The 21,846-nt window shown below is 58.3% G+C and carries 18 protein-coding genes and 4 pseudogenes; 13 read left to right on the top strand and 9 right to left on the bottom strand.

The window, feature by feature from the left end:
- Positions 1–19: 19 nt before the first annotated feature.
- Positions 20–415, bottom strand: coding sequence for a hypothetical protein (locus G6P99_RS44780; RefSeq protein WP_165126745.1), 396 nt, complete (start codon positions 413–415; stop codon positions 20–22).
- 374 nt (positions 416–789) lie between these two features.
- Here G6P99_RS44780 and G6P99_RS44775 point away from each other — a divergent pair, with 374 nt between their 5' ends.
- From G6P99_RS44775 to G6P99_RS44760, 4 genes are all read left to right on the top strand, one after another.
- Positions 790–930, top strand: coding sequence for a hypothetical protein (locus tag G6P99_RS44775; protein WP_165126742.1), 141 nt, complete (start codon positions 790–792; stop codon positions 928–930).
- Positions 931–1,005: 75 nt separating this feature from the next.
- The gene (locus G6P99_RS44770; RefSeq protein ID WP_165126739.1) at positions 1,006–1,554 is read left to right on the top strand and encodes a lasso peptide biosynthesis B2 protein; all 549 of its coding nucleotides are present in this window, start codon (positions 1,006–1,008) and stop codon (positions 1,552–1,554) included.
- On the top strand, positions 1,554–3,212 hold the full coding sequence (locus G6P99_RS44765) for an asparagine synthase-related protein (protein WP_165126736.1): 1,659 nt from the start codon (positions 1,554–1,556) through the stop codon (positions 3,210–3,212). Before G6P99_RS44770 ends, G6P99_RS44765 begins: the two co-directional genes overlap by 1 nt.
- Positions 3,199–4,905, top strand: a complete 1,707-nt coding sequence (locus G6P99_RS44760; protein ID WP_165126733.1) for an ABC transporter ATP-binding protein — start codon at positions 3,199–3,201, stop codon at positions 4,903–4,905. The genes G6P99_RS44765 and G6P99_RS44760 overlap by 14 nt, the downstream gene beginning before the upstream one ends.
- On the opposite strand, the gene G6P99_RS44755 is transcribed toward G6P99_RS44760, so the two are convergent.
- From G6P99_RS44755 to G6P99_RS44750, 3 genes are all read right to left on the bottom strand, one after another.
- Entirely contained in the window at positions 4,805–5,500 is a 696-nt protein-coding gene (locus tag G6P99_RS44755; RefSeq protein WP_165126730.1) for a GntR family transcriptional regulator, read from the bottom strand. The two genes, G6P99_RS44760 and G6P99_RS44755, sit on opposite strands and share 101 nt — an antisense overlap.
- Before the next feature lie 556 nt (positions 5,501–6,056).
- Entirely contained in the window at positions 6,057–6,620 is a 564-nt protein-coding gene (locus G6P99_RS47905; protein WP_414645501.1) for an AMP-binding protein, read from the bottom strand.
- A gap of 76 nt (positions 6,621–6,696) precedes the next feature.
- Entirely contained in the window at positions 6,697–7,584 is an 888-nt protein-coding gene (locus G6P99_RS44750) for an IS481 family transposase (protein WP_165126727.1), read from the bottom strand.
- Positions 7,585–7,597: 13 nt separating this feature from the next.
- Between G6P99_RS44750 and G6P99_RS44745 the strand changes: the two are divergent.
- Positions 7,598–7,744: pseudogene (locus G6P99_RS44745) on the top strand (IS66 family transposase); the annotation flags it as partial.
- A gap of 335 nt (positions 7,745–8,079) precedes the next feature.
- Here G6P99_RS44745 and G6P99_RS44740 read toward each other — a convergent pair.
- The 3 genes and pseudogenes from G6P99_RS44740 to G6P99_RS44730 form a co-directional block, all read right to left on the bottom strand.
- Positions 8,080–9,339, bottom strand: coding sequence for an outer membrane protein (locus G6P99_RS44740; protein WP_246709423.1), 1,260 nt, complete (start codon positions 9,337–9,339; stop codon positions 8,080–8,082).
- Between the two features lie 1,012 nt (positions 9,340–10,351).
- Positions 10,352–10,780 (bottom strand): annotated as a pseudogene (locus G6P99_RS44735) (IS66 family transposase); the annotation flags it as partial.
- A gap of 22 nt (positions 10,781–10,802) precedes the next feature.
- Positions 10,803–11,258: a hypothetical protein gene (locus tag G6P99_RS44730; protein WP_165126724.1), complete on the bottom strand. Its 456-nt coding sequence runs from the start codon at positions 11,256–11,258 to the stop codon at positions 10,803–10,805.
- 218 nt (positions 11,259–11,476) lie between these two features.
- Here G6P99_RS44730 and G6P99_RS44725 point away from each other — a divergent pair.
- From G6P99_RS44725 to G6P99_RS44715, 3 genes and pseudogenes are all read left to right on the top strand, one after another.
- A pseudogene (locus G6P99_RS44725) lies at positions 11,477–12,224 on the top strand (IS6 family transposase).
- Between the two features lie 260 nt (positions 12,225–12,484).
- Positions 12,485–13,246 (top strand): annotated as a pseudogene (locus G6P99_RS44720) (linear amide C-N hydrolase); the annotation flags it as partial.
- A gap of 44 nt (positions 13,247–13,290) precedes the next feature.
- Positions 13,291–13,686 (top strand): hypothetical protein, encoded by a 396-nt coding sequence (locus G6P99_RS44715; protein ID WP_165126721.1) that lies wholly within the window; start codon positions 13,291–13,293, stop codon positions 13,684–13,686.
- A gap of 121 nt (positions 13,687–13,807) precedes the next feature.
- Here G6P99_RS44715 and G6P99_RS44710 read toward each other — a convergent pair whose 3' ends face one another.
- Positions 13,808–14,059 (bottom strand): hypothetical protein, encoded by a 252-nt coding sequence (locus tag G6P99_RS44710; RefSeq protein WP_165126718.1) that lies wholly within the window; start codon positions 14,057–14,059, stop codon positions 13,808–13,810.
- Between the two features lie 372 nt (positions 14,060–14,431).
- On the opposite strand from G6P99_RS44710, the gene G6P99_RS44705 reads away from it, so the two are divergent.
- The 4 genes from G6P99_RS44705 to G6P99_RS44690 all read left to right on the top strand — a co-directional run bounded on the left by G6P99_RS44705 (position 14,432) and on the right by G6P99_RS44690 (position 20,063).
- Positions 14,432–14,662 (top strand): hypothetical protein, encoded by a 231-nt coding sequence (locus tag G6P99_RS44705; protein ID WP_165126715.1) that lies wholly within the window; start codon positions 14,432–14,434, stop codon positions 14,660–14,662.
- A 1,826-nt stretch (positions 14,663–16,488) separates the two neighbouring features.
- Complete coding sequence (locus G6P99_RS44700; protein ID WP_165126712.1) at positions 16,489–16,707, top strand: helix-turn-helix transcriptional regulator; 219 nt, start codon at positions 16,489–16,491, stop codon at positions 16,705–16,707.
- Between the two features lie 802 nt (positions 16,708–17,509).
- The gene (locus G6P99_RS44695; RefSeq protein ID WP_165126709.1) at positions 17,510–17,953 is read left to right on the top strand and encodes a hypothetical protein; all 444 of its coding nucleotides are present in this window, start codon (positions 17,510–17,512) and stop codon (positions 17,951–17,953) included.
- Positions 17,943–20,063: an ATP-binding protein gene (locus tag G6P99_RS44690; protein WP_165126706.1), complete on the top strand. Its 2,121-nt coding sequence runs from the start codon at positions 17,943–17,945 to the stop codon at positions 20,061–20,063. Before G6P99_RS44695 ends, G6P99_RS44690 begins: the two co-directional genes overlap by 11 nt.
- A gap of 39 nt (positions 20,064–20,102) precedes the next feature.
- Here the strand turns inward: G6P99_RS44690 and G6P99_RS44685 are convergent, their stop codons facing one another.
- A complete protein-coding gene (locus tag G6P99_RS44685) occupies positions 20,103–20,288 on the bottom strand; it encodes a hypothetical protein (RefSeq protein ID WP_165126703.1) in 186 nt (61 codons plus the stop codon).
- A gap of 287 nt (positions 20,289–20,575) precedes the next feature.
- Between G6P99_RS44685 and G6P99_RS44680 the strand changes: the two genes are divergently transcribed.
- The gene (locus tag G6P99_RS44680) at positions 20,576–21,433 is read left to right on the top strand and encodes a replication-relaxation family protein (RefSeq protein WP_165126700.1); all 858 of its coding nucleotides are present in this window, start codon (positions 20,576–20,578) and stop codon (positions 21,431–21,433) included.
- Positions 21,434–21,846: the final 413 nt, after the last annotated feature.

The raw sequence follows: 21,846 nt of genomic DNA, 5'->3' as shown, positions 1-21,846 counted from the left end.
GGTGGGGGCCTCATGCCGCTTACTTTTTATCGATGATGCGATCCACCTGCGCTTTGAGAAGAGCGCGTCGAGTATGACCTGCCCGACGATCAGAAGGCGTGTCCTTGCTGCCGTGGAAGAAGGGCGGCGGTCCGCCCGAACAGGCCTTGCGGAAGTCGACTGGATGGCTGGCCAAGAACTCCTTCACGCCGGAGGGGATCATGCCGAACGGACCGCCCGGATCACCCGCTGCAACTGCGCCTCGTCGACGTCCAAGCCGGCGCGCACGATCACCTCGCCAATGGCAATTTCGATCACCGCGCTTGACACAGACGCCGCCACACCCTCGCAACTCGAGTGCCGCGCGCGGTGCCGCTGCCAGCCTTTGCAGACAGCCGAACTCCAGCACCGCGTCGGAAAAGCGGCTGCGCTTCATGCTCGGATCGTTGTCGTGAGCCCGAGCGATTTTCAACCTGGATTGAGCCCGAGGCCTGCGGTTAACGCCCGTTGGAGTTTTTAAGACGCGGCTTTGATGAAAACAGGCGATGAAACCTTCTCCTCGAACTAATCCTGGAAGGATCAGGGATACGCCTTATCACAGGTGATTGAATCGCCCGTTCATCGTACCTTCGGCCGGCTGGCCACAAACGCGCCGCCTAATCGCCTCGTCGCCCAATTCCCGCAACTTTCTACCACGTCAAACGATTCTTCGAATCGATCGACATCATATTCAGAATATAAAAGTCCTATTTTATTTCACGATGCTAGGCTGCGCATGCTGGCGATAGGCCGGTCACCCAGGAGAATGCGATGAATAAGGAGAAGTCGATGGATACAACGACTATCAATGACACGGCGCAGGACGTCGGGGATGCCACCGAGCTCACGGAAGGCTTCGGGGGCGATTGGACCTTTGAACCTACGACGGGCGATTATTACCAACGCGATTGACGTGGACCGCTTGATGGGATGGGCTTCGGCCCATCCCATCAATTTGACGGCGCGGTGGGCAGAAGGATCGCTGCTGTGAGCAACGTATTTCATGCGTGGTCTAACGGCCGTTGGATCAGCCTCGACCTGCAATCCAATCGTTACAGCATGGCTAGCACATCTGTAGCTTGTCCGGAGGAGCGTGAACGGCTGACTGAGACGACAGCAAGGTTGCGCGATTGTCTGAACTCACTGCCAGCCTTCGTCCCGCCCCTCCATCTGGTGTGGCGCTATGCGCGTGCGGCTCATGCTGCCCGCCTCATTCGCAGCCAGAGCATCGCTTGTCAACTCGACTTTCTGCGTGCATCACGTCACGGTACGGCACCCGTCGGAGGCGAAACGATCCATTGCTACGCCAGCGTATTCCAGCATCTGCGCAATCTTCGGTTACGCCGCCCGCGCTGTCTTGAGGATTCCGTGGGTGGATATCTTTTTTTCTATCCCTACATCGCATCGCTCGAGCTCCTCGTGGGTGTGAAGCAACCACCGTTCAGTGCCCACGCTTGGCTGCAATCGGGCGACCTCATTTTGAACGACACGAGGCGGGCTGTGGAGGACTACAGCGTCATCTTGAGATTCGCGTAATGAGACTGAACGCCGATGGGCTCCTGGATTCAGTCAAGGAGCTTGCCAGCATCGTTGTAAACGGCCGCGTTGAAATCACGGTGCTCAACGATATTGTTGACGCCAAGACCGGCGAGCCGACTGAATTGGAACCAACACACTTCAAAGGCACGTCTCTGCCGGAGATTGTAGCTGTGCTGCAGGAGCGGTACGCTGGCGATGCGGCTTTCATTGTTCGCGCGCCGAGTGGCACTGCGATCGTACGCCCTCCTTTCTCGGAGATCTCCATCTTCTACCAAGTCAGAAATGATGTAATTGAGTGTTGGGCAGGACTGAAGCTGCCAGATGCCGTCTTGGCGCAACGCCACGCCTTCAACTTTGACTATTTGATTGGACTAATGTGCAACACGTCCTGGATGACCCCGGAAACAGGGTTGTGTGGGGTTTTCGAGCTGCTGAGTGGCGCGGCCCTCATCATCTCAAGGGGGAGCTTTCGGCAAGTCGACTTTCTGGCGAGCGCCGTAGCCAGGCTCAAGGGAACCGCGGTCTCTTTCGAGGATGATGTGGCCAGCTTTCGCCGATTGATCTCGGCGAGCGTCGCTCACAAAACGCGCCGATATGGCGGTGGTTTTAGCATTGAATGTTCCGGGGGGCTTGATTCGTCGGTCGTGGCATTGGCAGCGGCCGACCTCCATCGAGATAGGTCCCTCTCCCTCCTGAACAGCTACTCAGAGACGGACGTCAAGGGTGACGAACGTTTCTTTTTTGCCGCGCTGGCCGAGCGGGCGCGCGGCGTGCCAACCTATGTCGAAACGAATGCTCGCTCGTCGATGACCGACCTGTCATCAGAATTGCTGGCTCCAACGCCGCGACCTTGTAAGCTAGCGGCCACGATCGCCACGACAGCTCAACTTCACGAGGCTGCGCAGGCTGCAGGATCGCGTCTGGTGTTGACAGGGGATGGAGGCGATCAACTATTTCTCAGAATGCGCCGCTTGACGATGGCCAGAGAGCTGCTTGCCGAAGCCCGATCGCCACGAGAGACATTGCGCGAGCTCGCCGGCCTTGCGATCCAGGCCCGAGCGTCTGTCTGGCGTGTTCTTGGCGACGTGATCACCGGCCAGAGCAGCCGGGACTTACGCCGGCATATGTTCGGTGATCTTCGATTTCCGCAGTCGCCTGTCGCATCAGCACGGCCGGATGTCCGAGCAGAGCTCGTACCGGGCTCTAGGGCCCTACGCCACCTGCCGACGACGCGACTGTTTCAGTTCTTCGGCATGCGTAATGCAGAGCTCAATCGCATCGCACTACGAGACATTGCGGTAGAAGAGCGAAAGGCCTTTGTGTTCTGGCCGCTCATCAAGGCGGGACTTCTCGCGGCTCGCCGAAATCACTGCTCAAATGGAATTGATCGCGCACTTGAGCGCGAGGCCTTCCGGGAAGACTTGCCCGACGTGATCTACTATCGACTTGGCAAAGGTGCCGGGCGCGATCTGCTAACTCGGTACAAATATGGTGCCTTGGCGGCACGTGTCGAGCGTAGTGCATTGTATCGGCACGGCTTGATCTCCCGTGATCTGCTCCGTACTGCTATCGATAATTTGTCTTACGATTCAGCGTCTGCGCTCGTTCGGGTATGCGCTGTTGCCGATTGGATGGATCGTTATGAACTCGGGTAAGCCGCCCTTGCCCCCGCTCCAATGGGACGTCATCAAGACGAGCATGCAATCTTCCCGCCTTCTTGTCGCGGGTTTCGTGCTCACGACCACTGTAGCGTCCGGCTGCGCGGTCGCCGGGCCGCTCTTGTTCTCACGGGCTGTCGCCCGGCTGGTCAGCGCGCCGCCGCTTTACACGCTCAGTTTGTTGTGGCTGTTTGCCGTTACGGCCGCGCTTGCTCGGTGCTTGCAAGACGTCAAGGTGGTTCTATCGAACAGGCTGGAACAGCACGTTCGCAATCTCTCCAGCAAGAAGATCATGGCCGCTCTGGCGACTGCCGAGCTATCGCTGTTTGCTCAAAACAATCCGAGCAAGCTTTCGGCAATTGTGGAGAGTTGGCACCAGTCCAACAAGATCTACATTCAGCTCTATTCGATGGTGCTAATGGGCGGGGTCGCCGATGTTGCGTTCTCGTTCCTTGCCGTCGGAGGAGCAGCGAATTGGTTGGTGGCGTTGTTCATCTTAGCCTACGGCGCCGTGCTCGTACTGACAACATGGAAGAGCAATAGGGTTACAAAGGTGTATCAAGCTCAAGCGCAGGCTTCGACTAATGAGAGCTCGAACCTTTTAGGAAGTGCGATCGAGAACATCGTTCCGATTCGCATGTTCCGCGCTCAACCTTGGATAGCTGAGCTGTATGATCGCCAGACAGCCGCCACGCGCCGAGCTTGGCTTACTTTCTATAGCGTCCGGTTGCGCTATGGCGCTTTGCAATCCACCTTCTTGTTCGTTCAGTATGCCTCGATCTTGGGGCTTTTGCTGTGGCTCTATGACCGGTCAGGCGAGATAAGTGGGCTCGTCATGGTGAGCATGATCCTCGTTCAACTGAACCGGCCTTTCGAGCTTATCGGCATGTCAATGCGGGACATCACCGTTGCGCGTGGCATGGCTGGGCCGCTGCAGGAGCTGCTTGATGCACATGCTCCAGCGGTGCGACCCGCTATGCTCAGGCGTACCATGCCGATATTGGGCTCACTCAACGTTTCTATCAGCGCGCTTTCGTTTGGTTATGAACGAGGCGCTTCGCCGCTCCTCTCTGAGATAACGGGCGAGTTCAAGCCCGGCGTCATCAACTTCATCATCGGACGGTCGGGTGCTGGCAAATCCACGCTTATGCAACTCCTGCTAAAAATGCATCAAGGCTACAGCGGCCTAGTGCGCATTGGCCCCCTGGACTTGGCCACGCTCGATCCGGAAGATTACCTGGCGTACGTAGGTTACGTGCCCCAAGAGCCCTTGATGATGAATCTGAGTATCCGCGAAAACGTTCTGCTGGGCCGCCCGTTTTCCGATGCGGATGTGCTTCACGCACTCGATTGCGTCCATCTGGCTGATAAGGTGACTTCCTTGCAGAACGGTTTGGACTACCGCGTCGGCGAGCGGGGCCAATTGCTAAGCGGCGGCGAGAGGCAGCGCCTTGCGATCGCCCGTGCACTCATCGCGAGGCCCCGGTTGTTGCTTCTCGACGAGCCCAGTGCCGGGCTGGACGAGCAGACCGAGGGCTGGATCTTCGACGCACTTCGACAACTCGCATCGGGCACGACGATCATAGCAGTTACGCACCGTCGGGGCGTGATAAGTCCACATGACTACGTGTTAGATTTGTCGTGCTCGGCATCCGCGAAAGCCTCGCGTGCGCTTGAACAATTTCCGTGATCCGGCGTCTGAAGTAGGCCCGGACGGCACGGACTGCGGCCTTGTGCTGTCCTTCGATGATCAAGGTGCTAATACCTTGGCTTTCGACAAGCAAATCGCCGTAGTACGTACGCGTTCCCATTGCGCGTGAAAGATAGACATAAACCACGTCTGCGACGTGATCCGCAATGTGGCGATGCTGTTTGACCAGCAAAGCGCGCCGATAGCACTCGCCTACTTTCAAGAAGAGTGTCGCGGGATCCTCATTGCTCGCGTAAATGGGCCTGATTTCATCGCAGAAGCTTGCCGCCACCTTATCGATCAGCTTCGCCTTGGTGAAGCCGCTGATGCTATCGACATACATTTGTGACAGCATCTTGCAGAATAGAATGGCTTGGTCTGGGTCGATCCGCCTAGCGCTGAACCCCTTGTGGTTGACATTTTGCACTACATCGCGCTCAGTCAGCCGTATCAAAGCCTCTCGTACAGGCGAAATACCGACGCGAAGCTCATCCGCAATGTCGGTCGGCTTCAAGGCCATGCCGGGTAGCCAATAGCCGAGTAATAGACGTTCGCGCAAAGCCTGGAATACTGGATGCTGTGTCTCAAAGGTCATGATTACTCGTCCGTTCAGCCGTCCTAGCTGCGGCGGCCAAGCGCGCCTGACCTCTTCGCGTGGCTCTGCTGCACGCGTTCCAAGGGCATCGCGATGGCGCCCAACCCCAGCGGCCATTGCGCCACGGACCGGACCGCGGAGAGGCTCCGGGCGGCGTTTTGCAAGGTCCCGCCGGACTGAAGATAATCTTCGACTCCATTCTCCGGAGGGTCCAGCGAGGTGAAGGTCGCATTCCTCGCGACCTCGAGCCAGCATCGCGTCGATGTTCCCGCAAATCGCTCGGCCACGAAACAGGCCGTCGTCCAGACTTTGAAAGGGCGAGCAAGTCGGGGTGCCGACAGCGCGCCGTCCAAAGGACTACAAGGTCTCTGCAGGCGTTCCGTCAGGGCCGCTAAGCTCTGCCGCCGAGTAGGACCTCGGCATTTCCAAAGCGGAAACAGGCAGTCGGAACGGGTAGAGGCGGCAATCCAGCGGCATCTCTGCGATTGGGCCACTCGCCCAAGAAGCAGCGTCGCTGCCATCGTCAATGTCGGCACCGACACCTTTGTTTCGCTCTTCACGGTGTTGGCCGATTGTTGCGTCCGCACTCGCGGTCCTCCCTTGTCATGACCAACGCGCCGGGCGCGATGGAGAGGTTGAGTTCCACCGTTCCAACTACCGGGTCAGGTTCGCATAACAACGTCAGAGCGCCTCGTGTATCGGCATGAATTGCGCGATTAGCTTTGTCTTTCCCTTGGAACGGGGAAGCAAATCCGTCCTGTCTGCGCCAATAATCAGAGCGTAGCGGGCTGTGCTCGATCATGAACGATGTGCGCGAAGACAGTAACGAGCGATCGAGCGGCAGGTACGTTGATCCTGCCCTCAAAATTGCGACGATCGCCGTCGCCCAGTTGAAGCCCCCTTTACCCCAGACGACGGCGCGCTGAGCGCCACGCTCTCGTAACTTCATTGCGAGGGCAACCGCTGTTAATCTTGGCTCCCCACAGGTGAGCTCGTCTGTGCCGCACCTCAGCGCACCCCTCTTCGGATCGGATCTTGCAAGGCGATCCGTCGCCGCAATCGCTTCGATCGGTCGGCGTTGTACAGACTGATTTTCACCGGATCGACTTTCCCTAGGCATACGCCCCCGCCATCGCCTAGTTGTGGAGCCTCAAGAGGTTGTCCTTGGTCAGCCCAAGTCTGCTGATCGGCGTTCGTCAGTCTATACCACCATGAGGCCGGTGCCAGTTGTATTGATGCAGCCAGATCGGCAGCTCTTGTGCGCGGCGATCTGATGTCGGATAGGCCTTAGCGTAAGCCCATTCCCGAAGTGCGGTCTGGATGAAGCGCTCGGCCTTGCCGTTTGTTCTGGGCGTGTAGGGCTTCGTGCGGATGTGCTTGATACCGAGGTCCCGGCAGGCGTCGCGGAAGGCAAACGACTGATAGCAACTGCCGTTATCGGTCATGACACGAGGGACGATGACGCCGAGGCTTTTGTAGTACGCCATGAGCAACGGAATAGCGCCGTTCGCCGTCTCGTCAGGTTTGATCTCGGAGAAGGCGACGCGGGAATGATCGTCAATGCAGACGTGGACGAAATCCCAACCAGCGCCGCGGCTCTTGTTCGGAGCACTCGGATCGCCGGTGATGCGGTGTCCTACCCGCTTGAAACGCCCCAGCTTTTTGATTTCGATGTGAATGATCTTGCCTGGGTGCTCGCGCTCATAGCGACGCTCCGGCTCGGCCGGCTCCAGATCGCGTATCCGGTTCAATCCCAGGCGGCGCAGGACGCGGCTGACGGTGGCCGGCGACACCGCGATCTCGGCTGCGATCTGCTTGCCGGTGTGGCGCTGGCGGCGCAAGGCCTCGATCGCCGTGCATGTGGCGAGCGGGGTTTGGCTTGGCGACGAAAGGGGTCTGGAGGAGTGATCTCGCAATCCCTCCACACCTTCTGCGCGGAACCGTTTGACCCATTTGGCGACCGTCTTCGGCGATATGTTGAACAGGTCAGCCGCGGCGGCCAGGGTCAACCCGCCCTCGACTACGCTCCGCACCATCGCCTCTCGACCTTTGGGCGTCAAAGGCGCATTCTTGTGGACGTTCATCTGGTCTCTCCCTCAACCCTGGCTGCGCGCCAAGCTTGGTCTGCTCAGCCAGAAGACCAAACTCGCGGAGGCCATTCGATATGCGCTGTCGCGTTGGAACGGGCTGACGCGCTTCATTGCCGAGGCCCGCATCGAGATTGATTCCCACGTCGTCCAGCGGCGCTATGCTGTCCTTTTTGGTCCACATTGCCCAATAGCGCCCGCCGACGCCGACGCTGAAGTAGTTCTTGGTAATGAAGTAGCACAACGCGCCTCCAATCTGGACGCCGCCAACACGGTTTCCGCGTTGTTCAGCGAAGGTGGTCGTCGGGCGCAAGAGATGATTGTCACGCCCTTTGAAATCGGTCCAGAGCAGGTAAGCGACGCCCGCGCTCAAACGCCAACGCTCGGTGAGCATGGTTTCGGCGCTTAGGCCGACACGAGGTGCATTCCATTGAGTGTTCTGGCTCCCCAACAACTCTGTGATCACCCGTCGGCAAGCAGGTAGCCTTCGGCCTAGCGATCTGTACACACCCGGTCGAGTCGGAGCTCTTGTTCGTAATAGGTCCAGCCGATAAATCCGCCGACCTTGTAGTTGGCGCCGCGTAGGAAATCGTAGCCGGCGTCGGCCGTATAATAGGTGAACCTCCCGTTCGACTCGCCTGATTTCGTGTTGACATAGGGCGTGCCCCAGTCTTCATCATTCGAGTTTCCTTTGTTGAAGCGGCCAGTGCCAAGGTTACTCTTCAGGAACACTCCCCACGGTCTGTCAAGACGACCAAATAACTCTCCAGAAAGCCCGTCCGGTCCGTGATAAGTGAGCCTTGATACAAGAATGCTGGGATCTCCACGGCGGATTTCATCAGGCTCAGCGCTAGCGTCCCATTGGAATCGTCCCGGCTGAGCCAGCCGCGATCCGCTTTTAAACGACCAACAGGCCGTGTGAGCAATCGGCGGCGGCACGCCAGCGCGTGCGTTCGCGTACAGCGGTGCATCGGGCCATTGCGCCGCCCAAGGGTCGGCGCCAAAATGGTAGTTCAACCCGATCTTTCCGAGGTGATAATTGCTGGACAGGCTCGTTGTGTTCGTCGGAAGAATTGCGAACGGCGGATCCTGCAGAGTTGGAGGCGTTGCGACACTCGGCCCGCCGAAATGCAGATAGTCATACTCGACTTTGACAGACCACGCAGGCGTAAGCGCTTGCTCGACGCCTAGCCCAATGATGCCACCGACCCGACCATAGTCAAAATGGGTGTTTTCCTGTGGCGCGCGGCCTTCGAAGTTGTTGACGACGTCGCCGCGATTGGTTTGCCAAGCTACGCCTCCCTTGAGATAGGCGAGCGTGTGACTCAGTGTGCCAAACGCGTAACCGACGCGGCCGGTCCCGGTCGCAAGGAGATTGGGACCGGCCTTGCAGTTTGCGCTCACAATAAAGCCGGAGGCGGCGAGGCAGGTATTTGTGCCCTCGGAGACAGCACCGCTGGCATCCAGTTCGACACCAAACACCCCGCCGTTCTTCTCCCAATTGTAGCCGATCTGGCCACCTGCAAGGAACACTGGGGTATCGACGACATCGCCATAGACTGACACACCGTAGGGATTGCTGAAGGAGGTGCGACCGTACCCGCCACCGACGTGGCCGCCAATATAGCCTCCGGACCAGTTCCACACCGTGGGTGGCAGTTTCGCTTCTGGCTCAAGGTCTGCCGCATTGGCTGCACCGGTTGCGACGAGCGCAATTGTCGTGGCTCCCAAAAAAAGAACTCCAGATCGCATCCAACACTTCTCTGCATTATCTCGTTTCACAACCGAGCGCCTTTAAATTATCGCGCAGCAAACCGTCGGGCCGGATCAGACGCTAACAGCGACGGCGTTGAGTCCGCCCCGAAGACCAAACGCACTCCGATTGGTGATGATGCCGTAAAGAGAGCAAGTCGCGTGCCGAAGTGAATTCGCGGGCTTTGCAGGCACTTCGTCGCGGCTGGTGTCAAGTTGCTGACATTGTCTCAATACCGACCGACGCGCAGCCGCTGCCGAGCAACACTTGGCGAGCGCGGTATTATGATCGGCTGATAGGTAGCGCGTGTTCGGATACGACGACGTTCGAAATCATCCTCAATTCGCGATCGCGCGGTCACCTTCGAGCAGATCGTCAGCTCGCCTTGCCGTGGCAGCACGAGCCGAATGTCGTCTTCTCAATGAGGTACCGGCACGGCGCCGCGACGGCGCACGCTCGAGAGCTCGGCCCTGGTGGTTCTGTCGGTGCGAAGAAGAAGCGCAGACCGTCTCGCCGGCCTGCGACGTCTCTTCTCGTCTTGACGCCATTCGCCCGCCGATCCTCGGCGCCCAAAACATTGACCGGCGTTTCGACCGCCTGGTCAGTGAGGCGCGTAAATCGGCGCCGGCTTGCAAGGCGCCGGTTTGCGTCGGCGTCCCCGGCTCGAACCCGCCCCGACCGCGTGCGGGCGGCGGGGGTGGCTTCGATAGCTTGGCGCGCAGCAAGGCCATGATCATCGGCCAGACGGAGAATTTCCCGTCCTACCAGAAGCCGGGGCTCGCGCGACATCCGCCTCAGCACGCGGTTGTTCTCCGATAAGGGTGATCTTCCTCCGGAGGTACGCCGGTGGACCTCAAGGAATCGTCGCGCGGCACTAAAACCGTGTCACGGCAATGCTTCCTCGCCGCGCGCCTCGCGCAGTTCGAACTGCGTGACCACGTCGCTGGCGCGCGCCGTTCCGGTCGAAAGCGGCGATCATCCTCGCTACGCTTCGGGGTAGTTAGCTCGGATGAGCTTTGCGGTGGCGATGAGGCTGTAGATGGCAGCCGCACGCCGGCCGCCCTCATCGGACCCGGCGAAGGTCCAATTTTTTCGTCCCACGGCGACCGCCCGTAGCTCACGCTCAGCAGCATTGTTCGACATGCAAAGCCGTCCGTCATCAAGGAAGCGGTTAAATGCATCCCAGCGGCTGAGGCAGTAATTGATCGCCTTGGTCGTGTCGTTGTTCCTGGAGAGCTTGGCGCGCTGCTCGCGCAACCACGCCTCCAGCTCGACCATCAGGGGGCGGCTACGCTCCTGGCGCACACGCAAACGCTCCTGCGCGGTAAGACCGTTGATCTCGCGCTCAATGGCGAACAGAACATCGACGCGCTTGACCGCCTCGGCCGCGATCGACGCCTTGCTGAGCGGCGCGAGATCAAAGAACTTGCGCCTGCCGTGCAGCATGGGCTTATCGTTTGCCCTATTGGGCTGATCCGCCGTTCGACTTTCCGGCATCTCCGCCAGTGCTCGCGCGGTTCTCGCGCTTACGAATGAACGTCTCATATCCCTCGGGATTTACCTCCTTCAGGCGATCTAGCGCGCGCTCAGCTTCCAGATCGGCGGCCTGGCTATGACGCTGTTTGATCTCGTTTACTTTTGCTTCCATCCCTGTGAGCTGCCCCATTGCTGTTGTTACATTCTCGGATGCGATCTTGAGCTTCGCGCCTGGTCGTGTTTCCTCAATGCCTACGAGCATCGCCCTAAGCTCTTTAACGGCATTGGAAAGAATGACCAGCTGTTCAGCTAAGCCAATCTCAGCGCTTACGTCATTATCGACTTGCCGGTGAAAATTCGGTGCGATGTCCTGCACCACCGACCCGCTGAGTGGCGCGAAAAACGGAAAACTCAACCAAGAGAACCAATTAGGGTTTGACATTGATATCCTCTCGGCGATCGTGGTGTTCTTCCTCAGCATATTCCAGCAATTGGCGTGCTAATCGGCCTTGGTTCCGATGACGGCGCAAAGTACAGATATCATTTCCATCGGGCATGCAAACCTAGCGCGGCCCGGATGTACAGTTCGGCTTGTCGCCGCAGGTTAGGCGGCACCGTCAAGTTAACGAATTGGAGCGGCCGAGGGGGTAGACAGCAGGCATGCCGACCGCCCGGGACCCTCTTTATCGCCGCCATCGCTTCCCACCGGAAGTGATCAGCTATGCCGTTTGGTTGTATTTCCGGTTTTTCTTAAGCTTGCGCATGGTCGAGGAAATGCTGGCGGCGCGTGGCATTGGCGTGACCTATGAACCGTGCGCCAGTGGGTACGGAAATTCCGCAGGGCGTTTTCCGATCGGATACCCGAGCGCGCACTCGCTCGCGGTGACAAATAGCATCTGGACGAAGTCGTTATCTCGATCGCGGGCGAACAACATTGGCTCTGGCGCGCTGTTGACCAGAATGGCTTCGTTCTCGACGTCTTGATCCAGCGCCGAAAAGACTCGCGCGCTGCGCAGCGGCTCATGAAATCGCCGGCACGCCGCCGCGCGTGATGATCACGGACAAGCACCGTTCCTACGGCGCTGCGAGGGCGAAGATGGGCTTTCACGTCGAACATCGCTAGCACAAAGCTCTCAACAATCGGGCCGAGAATTCTCATCAGCCGACGCGGCGACAGGAGCGGATCATGAAGCGTTTCAAATCGTCCCGTCGGGCTCAATGGTTTCTGGCAGTTCACGATCAGGTCGCGAACCTTTTCCACATCCCCTATCCCGAAGCCGTCACTGCCGACTTCCGTCGTGCTTCGCGCGAGCGAGCCTTTGCGACTTGGGCGAGATCTCCACGACAAGCGCTATCGCCGAATCTCGAACCTTTGAAAAGCGCCTCCTTCGGCTCGGCGGTCGATTAAGTTGACGATGCCGCCCGCCGAGACGAGCCGGGGTCGGTTATCGGCGCCGATTGTCAGCTTTCAGACCAATGTCGACAACTTGACCTACACACCCGATACGAAGTGCCTGCAGAACCTCCCATTTTCGATTCGGCACGGCCCTTGCGTGGTTCGGGGCACCATCGCCGATCGCTCACATCCTAATCGAGGGAGTAACATGCCATGCCGCAGAGAAATTTCGTCCTGTCCGCTGGCCTTGCCGCGCTTCTTGCTATCGCGCTATCGCGCCGTCGATTGCACCGGCCTGCACGCGTCTCGTCTATCTCGGCGTCCATGACCAAGTGATCACGGCGCGGACGATGGACTGGAAGAGCGATCTGAAGACCAATCTCTGGATCTTCCCGCGCGGCATGGCACGCAACGGCGAGGTCGGGCCTAACTCGCTGGCGTGGACCTCGAAATACGGCAGCGTGATCGCGTCAGCCTATGACTGCACCACTGACGGGCTGAACGAGGCTGGCCTCGTCGCCAACGTGCTGTGGCTGGCGGAGTCGGAATATCCAAAGTTCAACCCGAGCAGGCGGGGCCTCACGATCGCGGCCTGGGCGCAATATGTGCTCGACAACTTCGCGACTGTGGAGGAGGCCGTGGCCGACTTGGAGAGGGAGCCGTTCATCATCGTGACCGACGACGTGTCGCAGGACGAGAAGCGGCTTGCGAGCCTGCATCTGGCGATCTCAGATGCGAGCGGCGACAGCGCCATCGTCGAATACATCAGAGGCAAGCAGGTCATCCATCACAACCGCAAGTACCAGGTGATGACCAACTCGCCGATCTTCGACAAGCAACTCGCGCTCAACGCCTATTGGGAGCAGATCGGCGGTACCGTGTTCCTGCCCGGCACGAACCGCTCCTCCGATCGCTTCGCCCGCGCGGAATTTTATGTCAACGCGATTCCGAAGGACGAGAATCGCAACCATGCGCTGGCGAGCGTCTTCAGTGTGATCCGCAACGTCTCGGTTCCCTACGGCATCACGACGCCGAGCTCAAGAAGGTGTGGCACGCGTGCGCCGGCTTCTTCGGCGACATGATCCGGCTCATCATTTTGTGGGGATGTCGGAACGGAGAAATAGGACGGCTGGAACGAGCCTGGCGTGAAGGCCGCGTGGTCACCATCCCCGGAGAATTCACCAAGAACGGGGGCGCGCACGCAATCCCGATCCTGCCGATGGCGCGTGCGATCCTCGATCGACAAGAAAAGATCGGCGACAATTGGCGAGACAAGAATACCGACTATTACTTCCCCGGTCACATCAAGGGTACTCATTTCAACGACGGGTCGTGGGGAAAGCTGAAAAAGGAGATCGACAAGCGATCAGGTGTGACCGGATGGCAAGTGCGCGATCTTCGGCGAACTTCCGATCCATGCTCGCGCGCCTCGGAACAACACGTGAGATCGCAGAGATCATGCTCAACCACGTGACAGGCGGGGGCAAAACCGACCTCGACGAGATTTACGACAGGTACGATTACCTACCGGAGAAGCGCGCTGCACTGCAAAAGCTTGAAGCGCATCTGAAACGAATGGTCGGCCAATCGGCGAGCTAAGACAGATCCGTCGGCTGCACTCGACGGCACTTGCGACGGCTCGCCGCCTTGCGTTCGACAGCGGGCTGCACTCGACGGCACTTGCGACGGCTCGCCGCCTTGCGTTCGACAGCGGGCCGCTCGGCTACGAGCGTCTGTTCGGAAAGTGCGATCTTCGTCTGCACCTCCGCGAGCGCGTCGGCATAACCGTCACGCGTCAACGAGCAGGTGGCGACTGCCACTTCCGACGTCGCGCGAGCCTTCGACATCGTGATGGGCTTGAGGTGATGGCGCTGGAGCCTGGGGTCGCCTCCAGGAACGCCGCGTCAGCAGCCGCGTGGCGGCTAATCAAGGTCTCGGCGCGCGCGCAGCGAGGCCAGTTCGGCTTCGAGTTGTTCCATGGGTGATTTTCGTCGGAGGAATGCCATGCCGACAAACCACTGGCCGGAAGGCGATTTGCAGAGGCCGGCGTTGTGGCGCGTCCCACAGCGAATGGCTTCTTGTGGCGCGCGCCAATGCTCCGCAAGGGCGCACGGTCCGCTTCATGCATTGCTGAAGACTATCGAGAGCACCCTCCTTCCTTTCCCTTCCCGGAGGTATATGGTGGTAGTGTTACTTGGAGCTGCCAGGCGCTGACGCGCATGCGGACCCCGGCGGCGGTCGAGCTTGCCCTGCTCAAGATGGTCGAGCAGTTCCAATTTGCCGACCATCCATCGGTTCACAAAGAGGATCGGCAGGCGATGCGGTCAAGTACTTCGGCGACTGAGCTGATGCACCATCGCGACGGCTCCCACCAAATGGAGCTCAGCCGCTCGCCCTTCGCAAAAAGAGAGATTGAGCACGACAACCAGAATGAAAGGGCCGCTAACTGAGGGGGGCCATTAAAATGCACCGCTTGAACCGCGAGCGGGGCTGAAGTCGCCATGGCGCGGTTTCCAAAGCGCAACGACATTCTCGGGCTAATAGCCGCATATGACAGTGTTATTAGACTCTCGCGGTCGCATATCGCGAGGTGCGCCCAGTGAGGGCGGCCTACTTCTTACCAGCCATGCTCTCTAGGAGATCGTGCAGGCGCTTCAAAAAGCTTTCAAGCCAGCGGCCCATCTCTGGCTTGCGCTCAGGTGGTTCCTCAAATTGATCGATGCAAGACGCCGCCTTTTCCCGGAATCCATGTGCTGCCCGTTGGTAAGATGCGCTGCCTCGGACTGCAACTCCCAGGTTGTGGCTTTGTTTCCGAATTGAACACAATTTCCCTGCTCTGCCTGGTCGAATCAAGACTGGCCACTCGCGCTTGGGCGCGGCTAGGTCATGAGGGATCCGCTGTTCACTTCCCTGGTTCTATCTTCATTCCTTAGAGGATCCACGGGCAAGCGCTGTGACCTCGGGTGCACCCAAACCATTATATCGAAGCGAGTTCAGCCGGATTTCCCCTTCCCGGAGTCTCCCACGCGTTTCCAGTCCGTGAAACAATAGATTCCGGTCCAATGATGGACGGGCTTCTCGCAACTTAGGCAGCTAAAGAGGCCTGAGCTGATCACCGGAGCGGCGCTCCGCTCTTGAACCGCAGAATAAACCGCGTCGCAGCCGGGGCATGAAAAACAGACGATCATCAATCTTCCTTGGCGCGCCCAAAGCGTCCTTTAGCCGCGTCGTTAGTGCGATGCTAGAAGTTCGTTGCCGGTGCGGCGAAGAAAGAGCATGCGATCGATGATCGCAAGCGTAGGCATCACCACTCCAAGAATCGCTCAATGTCGGAGGCGCTTTTTAGATCGGCGGCCTAGATGGTCGACGAGGACGAAAATTGTCCCGATCACGACAGCACCGACTGCTACTGCATCGATGATCAAAAGCACTGGTGTTTCGCGCAAGAACTTTACCCCTAATGAAAAAGGCCGCAATGCACTGCGCACTGCGGCCCGTCCGGGAAAATTGCCTGTCAGTGCAATGATAATACTCCAGCCCCGGTTAAGATCGAAGCTGCCGCAAAGATGTTGAGAAGTGGAGTCTAAACTGTTGTTCCAGCAGGCGGAACATCCCGCATGTTGCGGAGCGGTGACAGGAAATGGCGCTATGTGAGGCGCAACCTTCTGGGTGGACACGTTGCAAGCGGCGAGGCGGCTTATCGAGACGGCTTCGCCGGGTGATAACGGAATTGATCAGCGCGCCACCCCTTGCCATGACGCAAGAGCAAGCCTTGTGCGACCAGCTTTCGGCACGTTGGATTGACGCGCTGTATCGTTGCGTTCTCTCCGAAGAGCCGATCGGCGAGTTGACGTTCAGTTAAACCTGGCTGCCCGCGAACGGCGCGAACTATTTTCTCTGAGACTGTCATGGCCACCGAAATTGACCGACCAAATCAATCGCGTGGCGCGTCCTGCGTCAATGGCCCAAACGGGACAGGAACAGCGTCCAGCAAATCCGGAGAACGCGAACTCAGTCGCTACTAACTATGGTTGTGAAGCCGCTCTAGTGGGCGGCCTCTTTCACTTCGAATGTCATCGGTAACGTTTCAGAAAGTGCCGCAATGTCGGGCTTGAACCGGGAGGACGATCGTCGGGCAAGTTCGTGAGTTCGTGACGCAATACGACAGGTACTATGACGTTTATTGGCACAGGGACCGCGTACTGAGATCTGCTATAAATGCACGTCGGCTGACTTAACAGCCGTCGCGACGGCTCCAACCCAATGGAGCTAAGCGATGACTGGCAAGGAAGTGGTCAACTGGCGTGGACTTAAGGCACTTGGAATCCCCTACAGCCGCACGCATTGGTTCAGGATGTGTTCGAGTGGAGAGGCGCCGCGGTTTTTCAAACTCGGCCGCCACAGAAACAGCCCGCCCGTGTGGTGGCTGCACGAGATCATCGAGTGGCTTGAAGCTCGCGCAACAGCCAAACCTGCCGACGCTCCAACAAAGTAGGAGCGGGGCTGGCCCTCCAAAGCCAGCCCTTCCTTCTTCGAGGCTTCCTGTCGACGTCGACCTTATGCCCCGCCGTACGCTCCGCCTTTAAGGTAAGGCGGGGTCAGCGGATGGTATGCGCAAGCCTGGGGCAGCATGTCTCGTCGACAAACCGGACTTCTGCGCGCGACTTGCGTGCCTAGCGGCACGTAGTGGCGACGCCCGCGCCGCCTAAACCCAGCAGGCGGACGCGATCACTGGTGCGCCGTCTTAAGACACCAGAGTAGATGGAGTATATAGACTCATTTCAAGGCACCAGATGAAAGGAGAAAACAACCTTAGATTTGCTGACACCGATAAGACTATGCGGCCTTGAATGTTGTTCGCTGTGAGTGACTGGACCAGTCGACGTTTGATGTTCAATTCTATTTTCAGGATCTCGATTTCTATCCTCTTCATTTTCCGTGAGTTTTGAATTTCGAAATCTTTGCAATTGCGAACGAGCAAGTCCGCACCTCGGATAGGTTGGCGTGCGGCACGAGGACGGCCAGCTAAGCCGTACGATCGAGCGCCGTTCCGGTTGCTCCGAGGTACCGCCGTGTAGTTGCAATAGCCCGGCGTCCGCTTCGCGCTGTCGCGCGTACCGTCCGAGCGCTCGTCCTCGAGCAGATCGGGCAGACACCACCTGACGCGCGCCAGACCAGGGCGCGCGGCCAAACGTGCTCGCCTGATTGATGCGGCGCATCAGCGCCCATCGCGGGAACTTCTGGTCTTTCGCATGTCGAACGTGCATACTCATTTCTTTGCAGAGGAGGGTTACTCCATGCAACTAAAGCTCAAGCGCTCACAACGCACGGGCGGCATGCTGAGCGGCAAGGTCATCTTTGCTCTCGATGCACGCACCGAGCTCACGCCCGATGAAAAGGGATTGGTAAGCAAATACGGCCTTGGAAAACTCGTCGTATTCGACAGCGAGGCCCGCAAGAAACATGGCGAGGCCGCCTACGGCCATTTCGATGAAGGCGCCAGCAGCACAATTGGACGCTCGCTGTGGAAAAACGCCCGTGGCATTGCAAGCGCCGCCATGATGACGCTTTCGCTGCGCGTCACCGTCGACGGCCTGACGGCCGGACAACACATTGAATGCAAAGATCTCGACGAACTGCTTGGCGCCGAGGCGGCCATTCTCAACGCGTGTAAGAGCCTCAAGGCCTATCTCGAAACGGCGCAGACCTTCGACGGGCGGGAGGAGGTCGTTGAGTTCTAAGCTCCCAAAATACGAACGCCCTTCTCCTTTCACCCCGTTCCTGCGTCGCTTCACGGACGAGCGGGCACGTGAGCTGTCGGACACTATTACCCTATATGACCAAGTACGCGCGGCGCATTGCGGATCAATGTGGGCGCAAGAAGATTCGATCGCACGCGTGAATGCGCACGTTGCAGAGCAGGTCGGGGAGATTATTGAACGGCCGGCGCCAACTACGGTTATGAAGGCGTTGGATCGGTGCCAAGAAGAGATCCTGGCCCTAGAAACGACAATCTTCTCCTGGCCCGACATGGACCTCAACGCCGCGACGCTGTCCATCAAGGAGCACGTGGACCTGCGTCGCTTTCTCCGTGCGAAGCAACACTTTCTCGCGAACGACGAGCGCGTAGGCGATCTGCTCATTACGGCTCTGCGCAATGTTGGTTGGGGCTTTATTTCCAGCTTGCCTGAATTGTCCGAGAGTGCGGATGCTGCGCCGCTCACGGTTCCACTCATCTGTCTGCTGCGCAATCCGCATCAAGTCGTGGACAGGATCATCGGCACGATCTGCAAGCAGGGGCACGTGGAGGCTGGCCTGTTTGCGGCGTTGTACGAGCGATTGTACGCCAATCTGTGCGAGGCCTCGGGGGTTTCTCCAGAAGATGAGAAACATCGAAGGCCGATGATCTACGCAGCCGACTCCGAGCTCCCGCCGATCGAGCTAGTCGAGACATATCTGAAATGCACTCCCTTCGTCGACCTCTTTCTTTGCCCGGTGCCCTTTAGTATTCCTGCAAAGAGCCGCTTTGAGCACCAATGGATTGTTGCGCCGCCAGGCGCCGGAAAGTCGACGCTCCTTCAATACCAGATTTTGCGCGACCTCGAGCTTGTAGCCGCGGAGCAAGCGTCCATTGTCGTCATGGAAAGCAACCGCGACCTCATCAAGGCGATCGAAGGGTTAAAGGTGTTCGCGCCGGGAGAACGCCTCGACGGCAAGCTGGTCATCATTGATGCCGAAGACATCGAATGGCCGGTCGCTCTCAATCTTTTCGACGTGGGGATCGAAGAGACGCAGTCCTACTCCCCTGCCGAGCACGAAGGTTTCCGCAACGCCGTGCTCGCGCTGTACGACTACATCTTTAGCTCGTTGCTGTCGGCGGAGATGACCAGCCGCCAGAATACATTGTTCCATTTCACGATCGAGCTTCTGCTTACCATCCCGTCGGCTACGATCGATACTCTCATTGACCTGATGCAGCCCCGCGGCCTCACTCAGTTCGAGCAGCATCTGTCCAAGCTCGATCCGGATGCGAGGCGGTTTTTTGAGCTAAAGTTCAACAGCAAGGAGTTTGATCGCACCAAGGAGCAGGTCGTTGATCGCCTATTCGCTGTCAAGCGCATCCGGACGCTCTCGAGAATGTTCGCGGCGCCGAAATCTAAGTTCGAGTTTTTCACCGAAATGGGCGCTGGAAAGGTTATCCTCATCAATGTCCCACAGAGCCTCCTTCAAGAAGAAGGTGTCGAAATTGTGGGCCGCTTTTTCATCTCAATGATCTTGCTCGCCGCGCACAAGCGTCAGCTTCTTCCCAAGGAGCAGCGTCTTCCGTGTTTCGTCTACATCGACGAGTGCCAGGATTTCATCAAGCGCGATCCCAAGATACCGGTCATTCTTGATCAGGCACGTAAGCTCAACGTCGGCTTAGTCCTCGCGCATCAACGATTGCAGCAAATGCAACCGCATGTCCTTGATGCACTGTATGGCGCGACCGCAATTAAATTCGCTTCCAAAATCAGTGACGCGGCTGCTCATGCGCTTGCCCGCGACATGCGAACGACCCCAGAGTTCATCCTCAATCAGCCATCGTATCAGTTTGCGGCATACATCCGCGGCATGACAGATGCCGCGCTATCGGTCGGCGTGCCGGAGACTGACATGAATGCGATGCCGCGCATGACGCCGGCTGAGCATGCTGCCGTTCGTCAAAGCACCCGAGAACGCTATTCGGTCGAGCCAGCGGCACCGGCAGCTGCTTTGAGGGATGCCGGGACGCGGCGTGCAACGGTAGAAAAGCCGCTTGATGCAGGGCCTGCGGCAGCACCAGATTTTGGCGGCGATGATTGGCGATCATAGCAAATCAAAAGGAAGCCCGCCGAAGCGGGCCTGAAGTCGTTACGTTGCGTCGGCTGCCTTTGAAGGACACGTGCTTGCGCGGTGTCCTGGCTCGTTACAGATCGAGCACTTCGGAATGCGTCGCTCGCGAGCCGTGCCGCCCAATAGCTCATTGAGTTCGGCGTCTAATTCTTCGCGCTTGTCGATCAGATCTTTGACCCGTGCGATCTTGCCGTCCAAGTCCATTTGCATCACCTCCTTCCGTGAACAAATAGCCGATCGACGATCGGTCGTCACTGCTTGCATGGATGCACGTCACAGCGCGTGCTGTGCTATGTGCCGCTACACGCATGGATGACGAACTGTAGCTATTGTTCACTTTTTATTGGTCGCTCGGCTCTGATCGTACGCCTGCGAGGTCGCATCTGGTACAGTCCTCTCTTATGGATGCGACATCAACGTCGGCGACGAACCGTCGGCCTCGCTTTCGGCGCTCGGCAGAACCGGTGCCGTTTCGAGTCACGGAAGGTGATGTGCTGATCCTGCGGCAGTTGCTGCGCTATCGCTTCTTGAGATCCACCCACATTGCGGCGCTCGTTGGCCGCTCACTTGATCGCACGAATGACCGACTGTGTCGGCTGTTTCACGCCGGATATGTCGATAGGCCGCGGGCGCAGCTCGACTATTACCCCACGGCAGGATCGGCGCCGATGGTGTACGCACTCGGGGTGCTCGGGGCACACCTTCTCTCCGAACGCGGGGTGGACTGTGCAAACATGGATCGGACCCGAAACAATCGAGAAGCGGGCCGGCCATTCATTGAACATCAACTGGAGATCGTGGATTTTCACGTTGCCCTGGAGCGATCTATGCGCGGCCGCAGCGACCTCCGGCTTATCCACCCTGAGGAGGTTATCGCGAGCGCGCCTGAACCCACTCGAAGAATGCGAAACCCGTTCGCATTGCGAGCCAGGATCTCGCAAGCCGAGCGCGCGCACGATGTTGGCGTCGTACCGGATCTTGTGTTCGGTCTCCAATTTCCGGACGGCTCTCGCCGTTGCTTCATGGTAGAGATCGATCGTGGCACCATGCCGGTGAATCGTGCTGACGCCACACAATCAAGCTTTGGACGTAAGATGCTCGGGTACCTCCATGCGCATGCTGAGGGACGGCATACAAATCAGTTCGGTTGGAAGACATTCCGCGTCCTTGTCGTCACGACCGACCAACACCGTACACGATTGATGGTCGAAACACTGCGACGGTTGGAAGTACAGCGTAGCCTTGGACCATCGCTGTTCTTCTTCGCCTCAGGTGGAGAGCTGCGATCGAGCGATCCCCTCAGTCACATCTGGAAAGACGGAGCCGATCGCGCCGTGCGGCTGATCTAGGTACTCTGTGAGTGCACTACGCTTCCTGCTGCGGCCGGAGGCCTGGATGGGCAGCGAAGAGGCCGAGGACACAAGTGCACGGTCATCTAAACCTAGCAGAGCGGTGAATGGAGAGACTACAGCGCATCAAGGTACTGCTCGACCAACAAGAAACGAATACAACCATAAATAGCACTGCAATTAGAATTACGAATTTCGTGATTCTGATTGCAAGCCGTTTCTGAGCAAGCTCTGTAATTCTGTCAAAGCAAATATAAGCGATTGGGAGCGACAGCAACACAGGCACAAAATGCAGCACGTAATAATGAAAGAAAGTGTGAACGAGCCCCACAACGCCGGCCGGTGAAAAACTAGAGCCTGGATGCGTTTCGCGTCCGTGGCTGCGCGCTAAACAGCCTTTAGACCTCGGAGTA

It is taken from the genome of Bradyrhizobium sp. 6(2017) (assembly GCF_011058295.2).
In the GTDB taxonomy this organism is placed as follows: Bacteria; Pseudomonadota; Alphaproteobacteria; order Rhizobiales; family Xanthobacteraceae; genus Bradyrhizobium; species Bradyrhizobium septentrionale.
Note: the sequence above shows the minus strand (reverse complement) of the source record. Positions and strands in the feature narration are given on the sequence as shown.

Bases quoted from the DNA above. Each gene is read 5' to 3' on its own strand.
- G6P99_RS44780 (WP_165126745.1), bottom strand. From the start codon at position 415: ATGAAGCGCAGCCGCTTTTCCGACGCGGTGCTGGAGTTCGGCTGTCTG.
- G6P99_RS44775 (WP_165126742.1), top strand. From the start codon at position 790: ATGAATAAGGAGAAGTCGATGGATACAACGACTATCAATGACACGGCG.
- G6P99_RS44765 (WP_165126736.1), top strand. From the start codon at position 1,554: ATGAGACTGAACGCCGATGGGCTCCTGGATTCAGTCAAGGAGCTTGCC.
- G6P99_RS44760 (WP_165126733.1), top strand. From the start codon at position 3,199: ATGAACTCGGGTAAGCCGCCCTTGCCCCCGCTCCAATGGGACGTCATC.
- G6P99_RS44755 (WP_165126730.1), bottom strand. From the start codon at position 5,500: ATGACCTTTGAGACACAGCATCCAGTATTCCAGGCTTTGCGCGAACGT.
- G6P99_RS47905 (WP_414645501.1), bottom strand. From the start codon at position 6,620: ATGCCTAGGGAAAGTCGATCCGGTGAAAATCAGTCTGTACAACGCCGA.
- G6P99_RS44750 (WP_165126727.1), bottom strand. From the start codon at position 7,584: ATGAACGTCCACAAGAATGCGCCTTTGACGCCCAAAGGTCGAGAGGCG.
- G6P99_RS44740 (WP_246709423.1), bottom strand. From the start codon at position 9,339: ATGCGATCTGGAGTTCTTTTTTTGGGAGCCACGACAATTGCGCTCGTC.
- G6P99_RS44730 (WP_165126724.1), bottom strand. From the start codon at position 11,258: ATGTCAAACCCTAATTGGTTCTCTTGGTTGAGTTTTCCGTTTTTCGCG.
- G6P99_RS44715 (WP_165126721.1), top strand. From the start codon at position 13,291: ATGATCCGGCTCATCATTTTGTGGGGATGTCGGAACGGAGAAATAGGA.
- G6P99_RS44710 (WP_165126718.1), bottom strand. From the start codon at position 14,059: ATGTCGAAGGCTCGCGCGACGTCGGAAGTGGCAGTCGCCACCTGCTCG.
- G6P99_RS44705 (WP_165126715.1), top strand. From the start codon at position 14,432: ATGCGGACCCCGGCGGCGGTCGAGCTTGCCCTGCTCAAGATGGTCGAG.
- G6P99_RS44700 (WP_165126712.1), top strand. From the start codon at position 16,489: ATGACTGGCAAGGAAGTGGTCAACTGGCGTGGACTTAAGGCACTTGGA.
- G6P99_RS44695 (WP_165126709.1), top strand. From the start codon at position 17,510: ATGCAACTAAAGCTCAAGCGCTCACAACGCACGGGCGGCATGCTGAGC.
- G6P99_RS44685 (WP_165126703.1), bottom strand. From the start codon at position 20,288: ATGGACTTGGACGGCAAGATCGCACGGGTCAAAGATCTGATCGACAAG.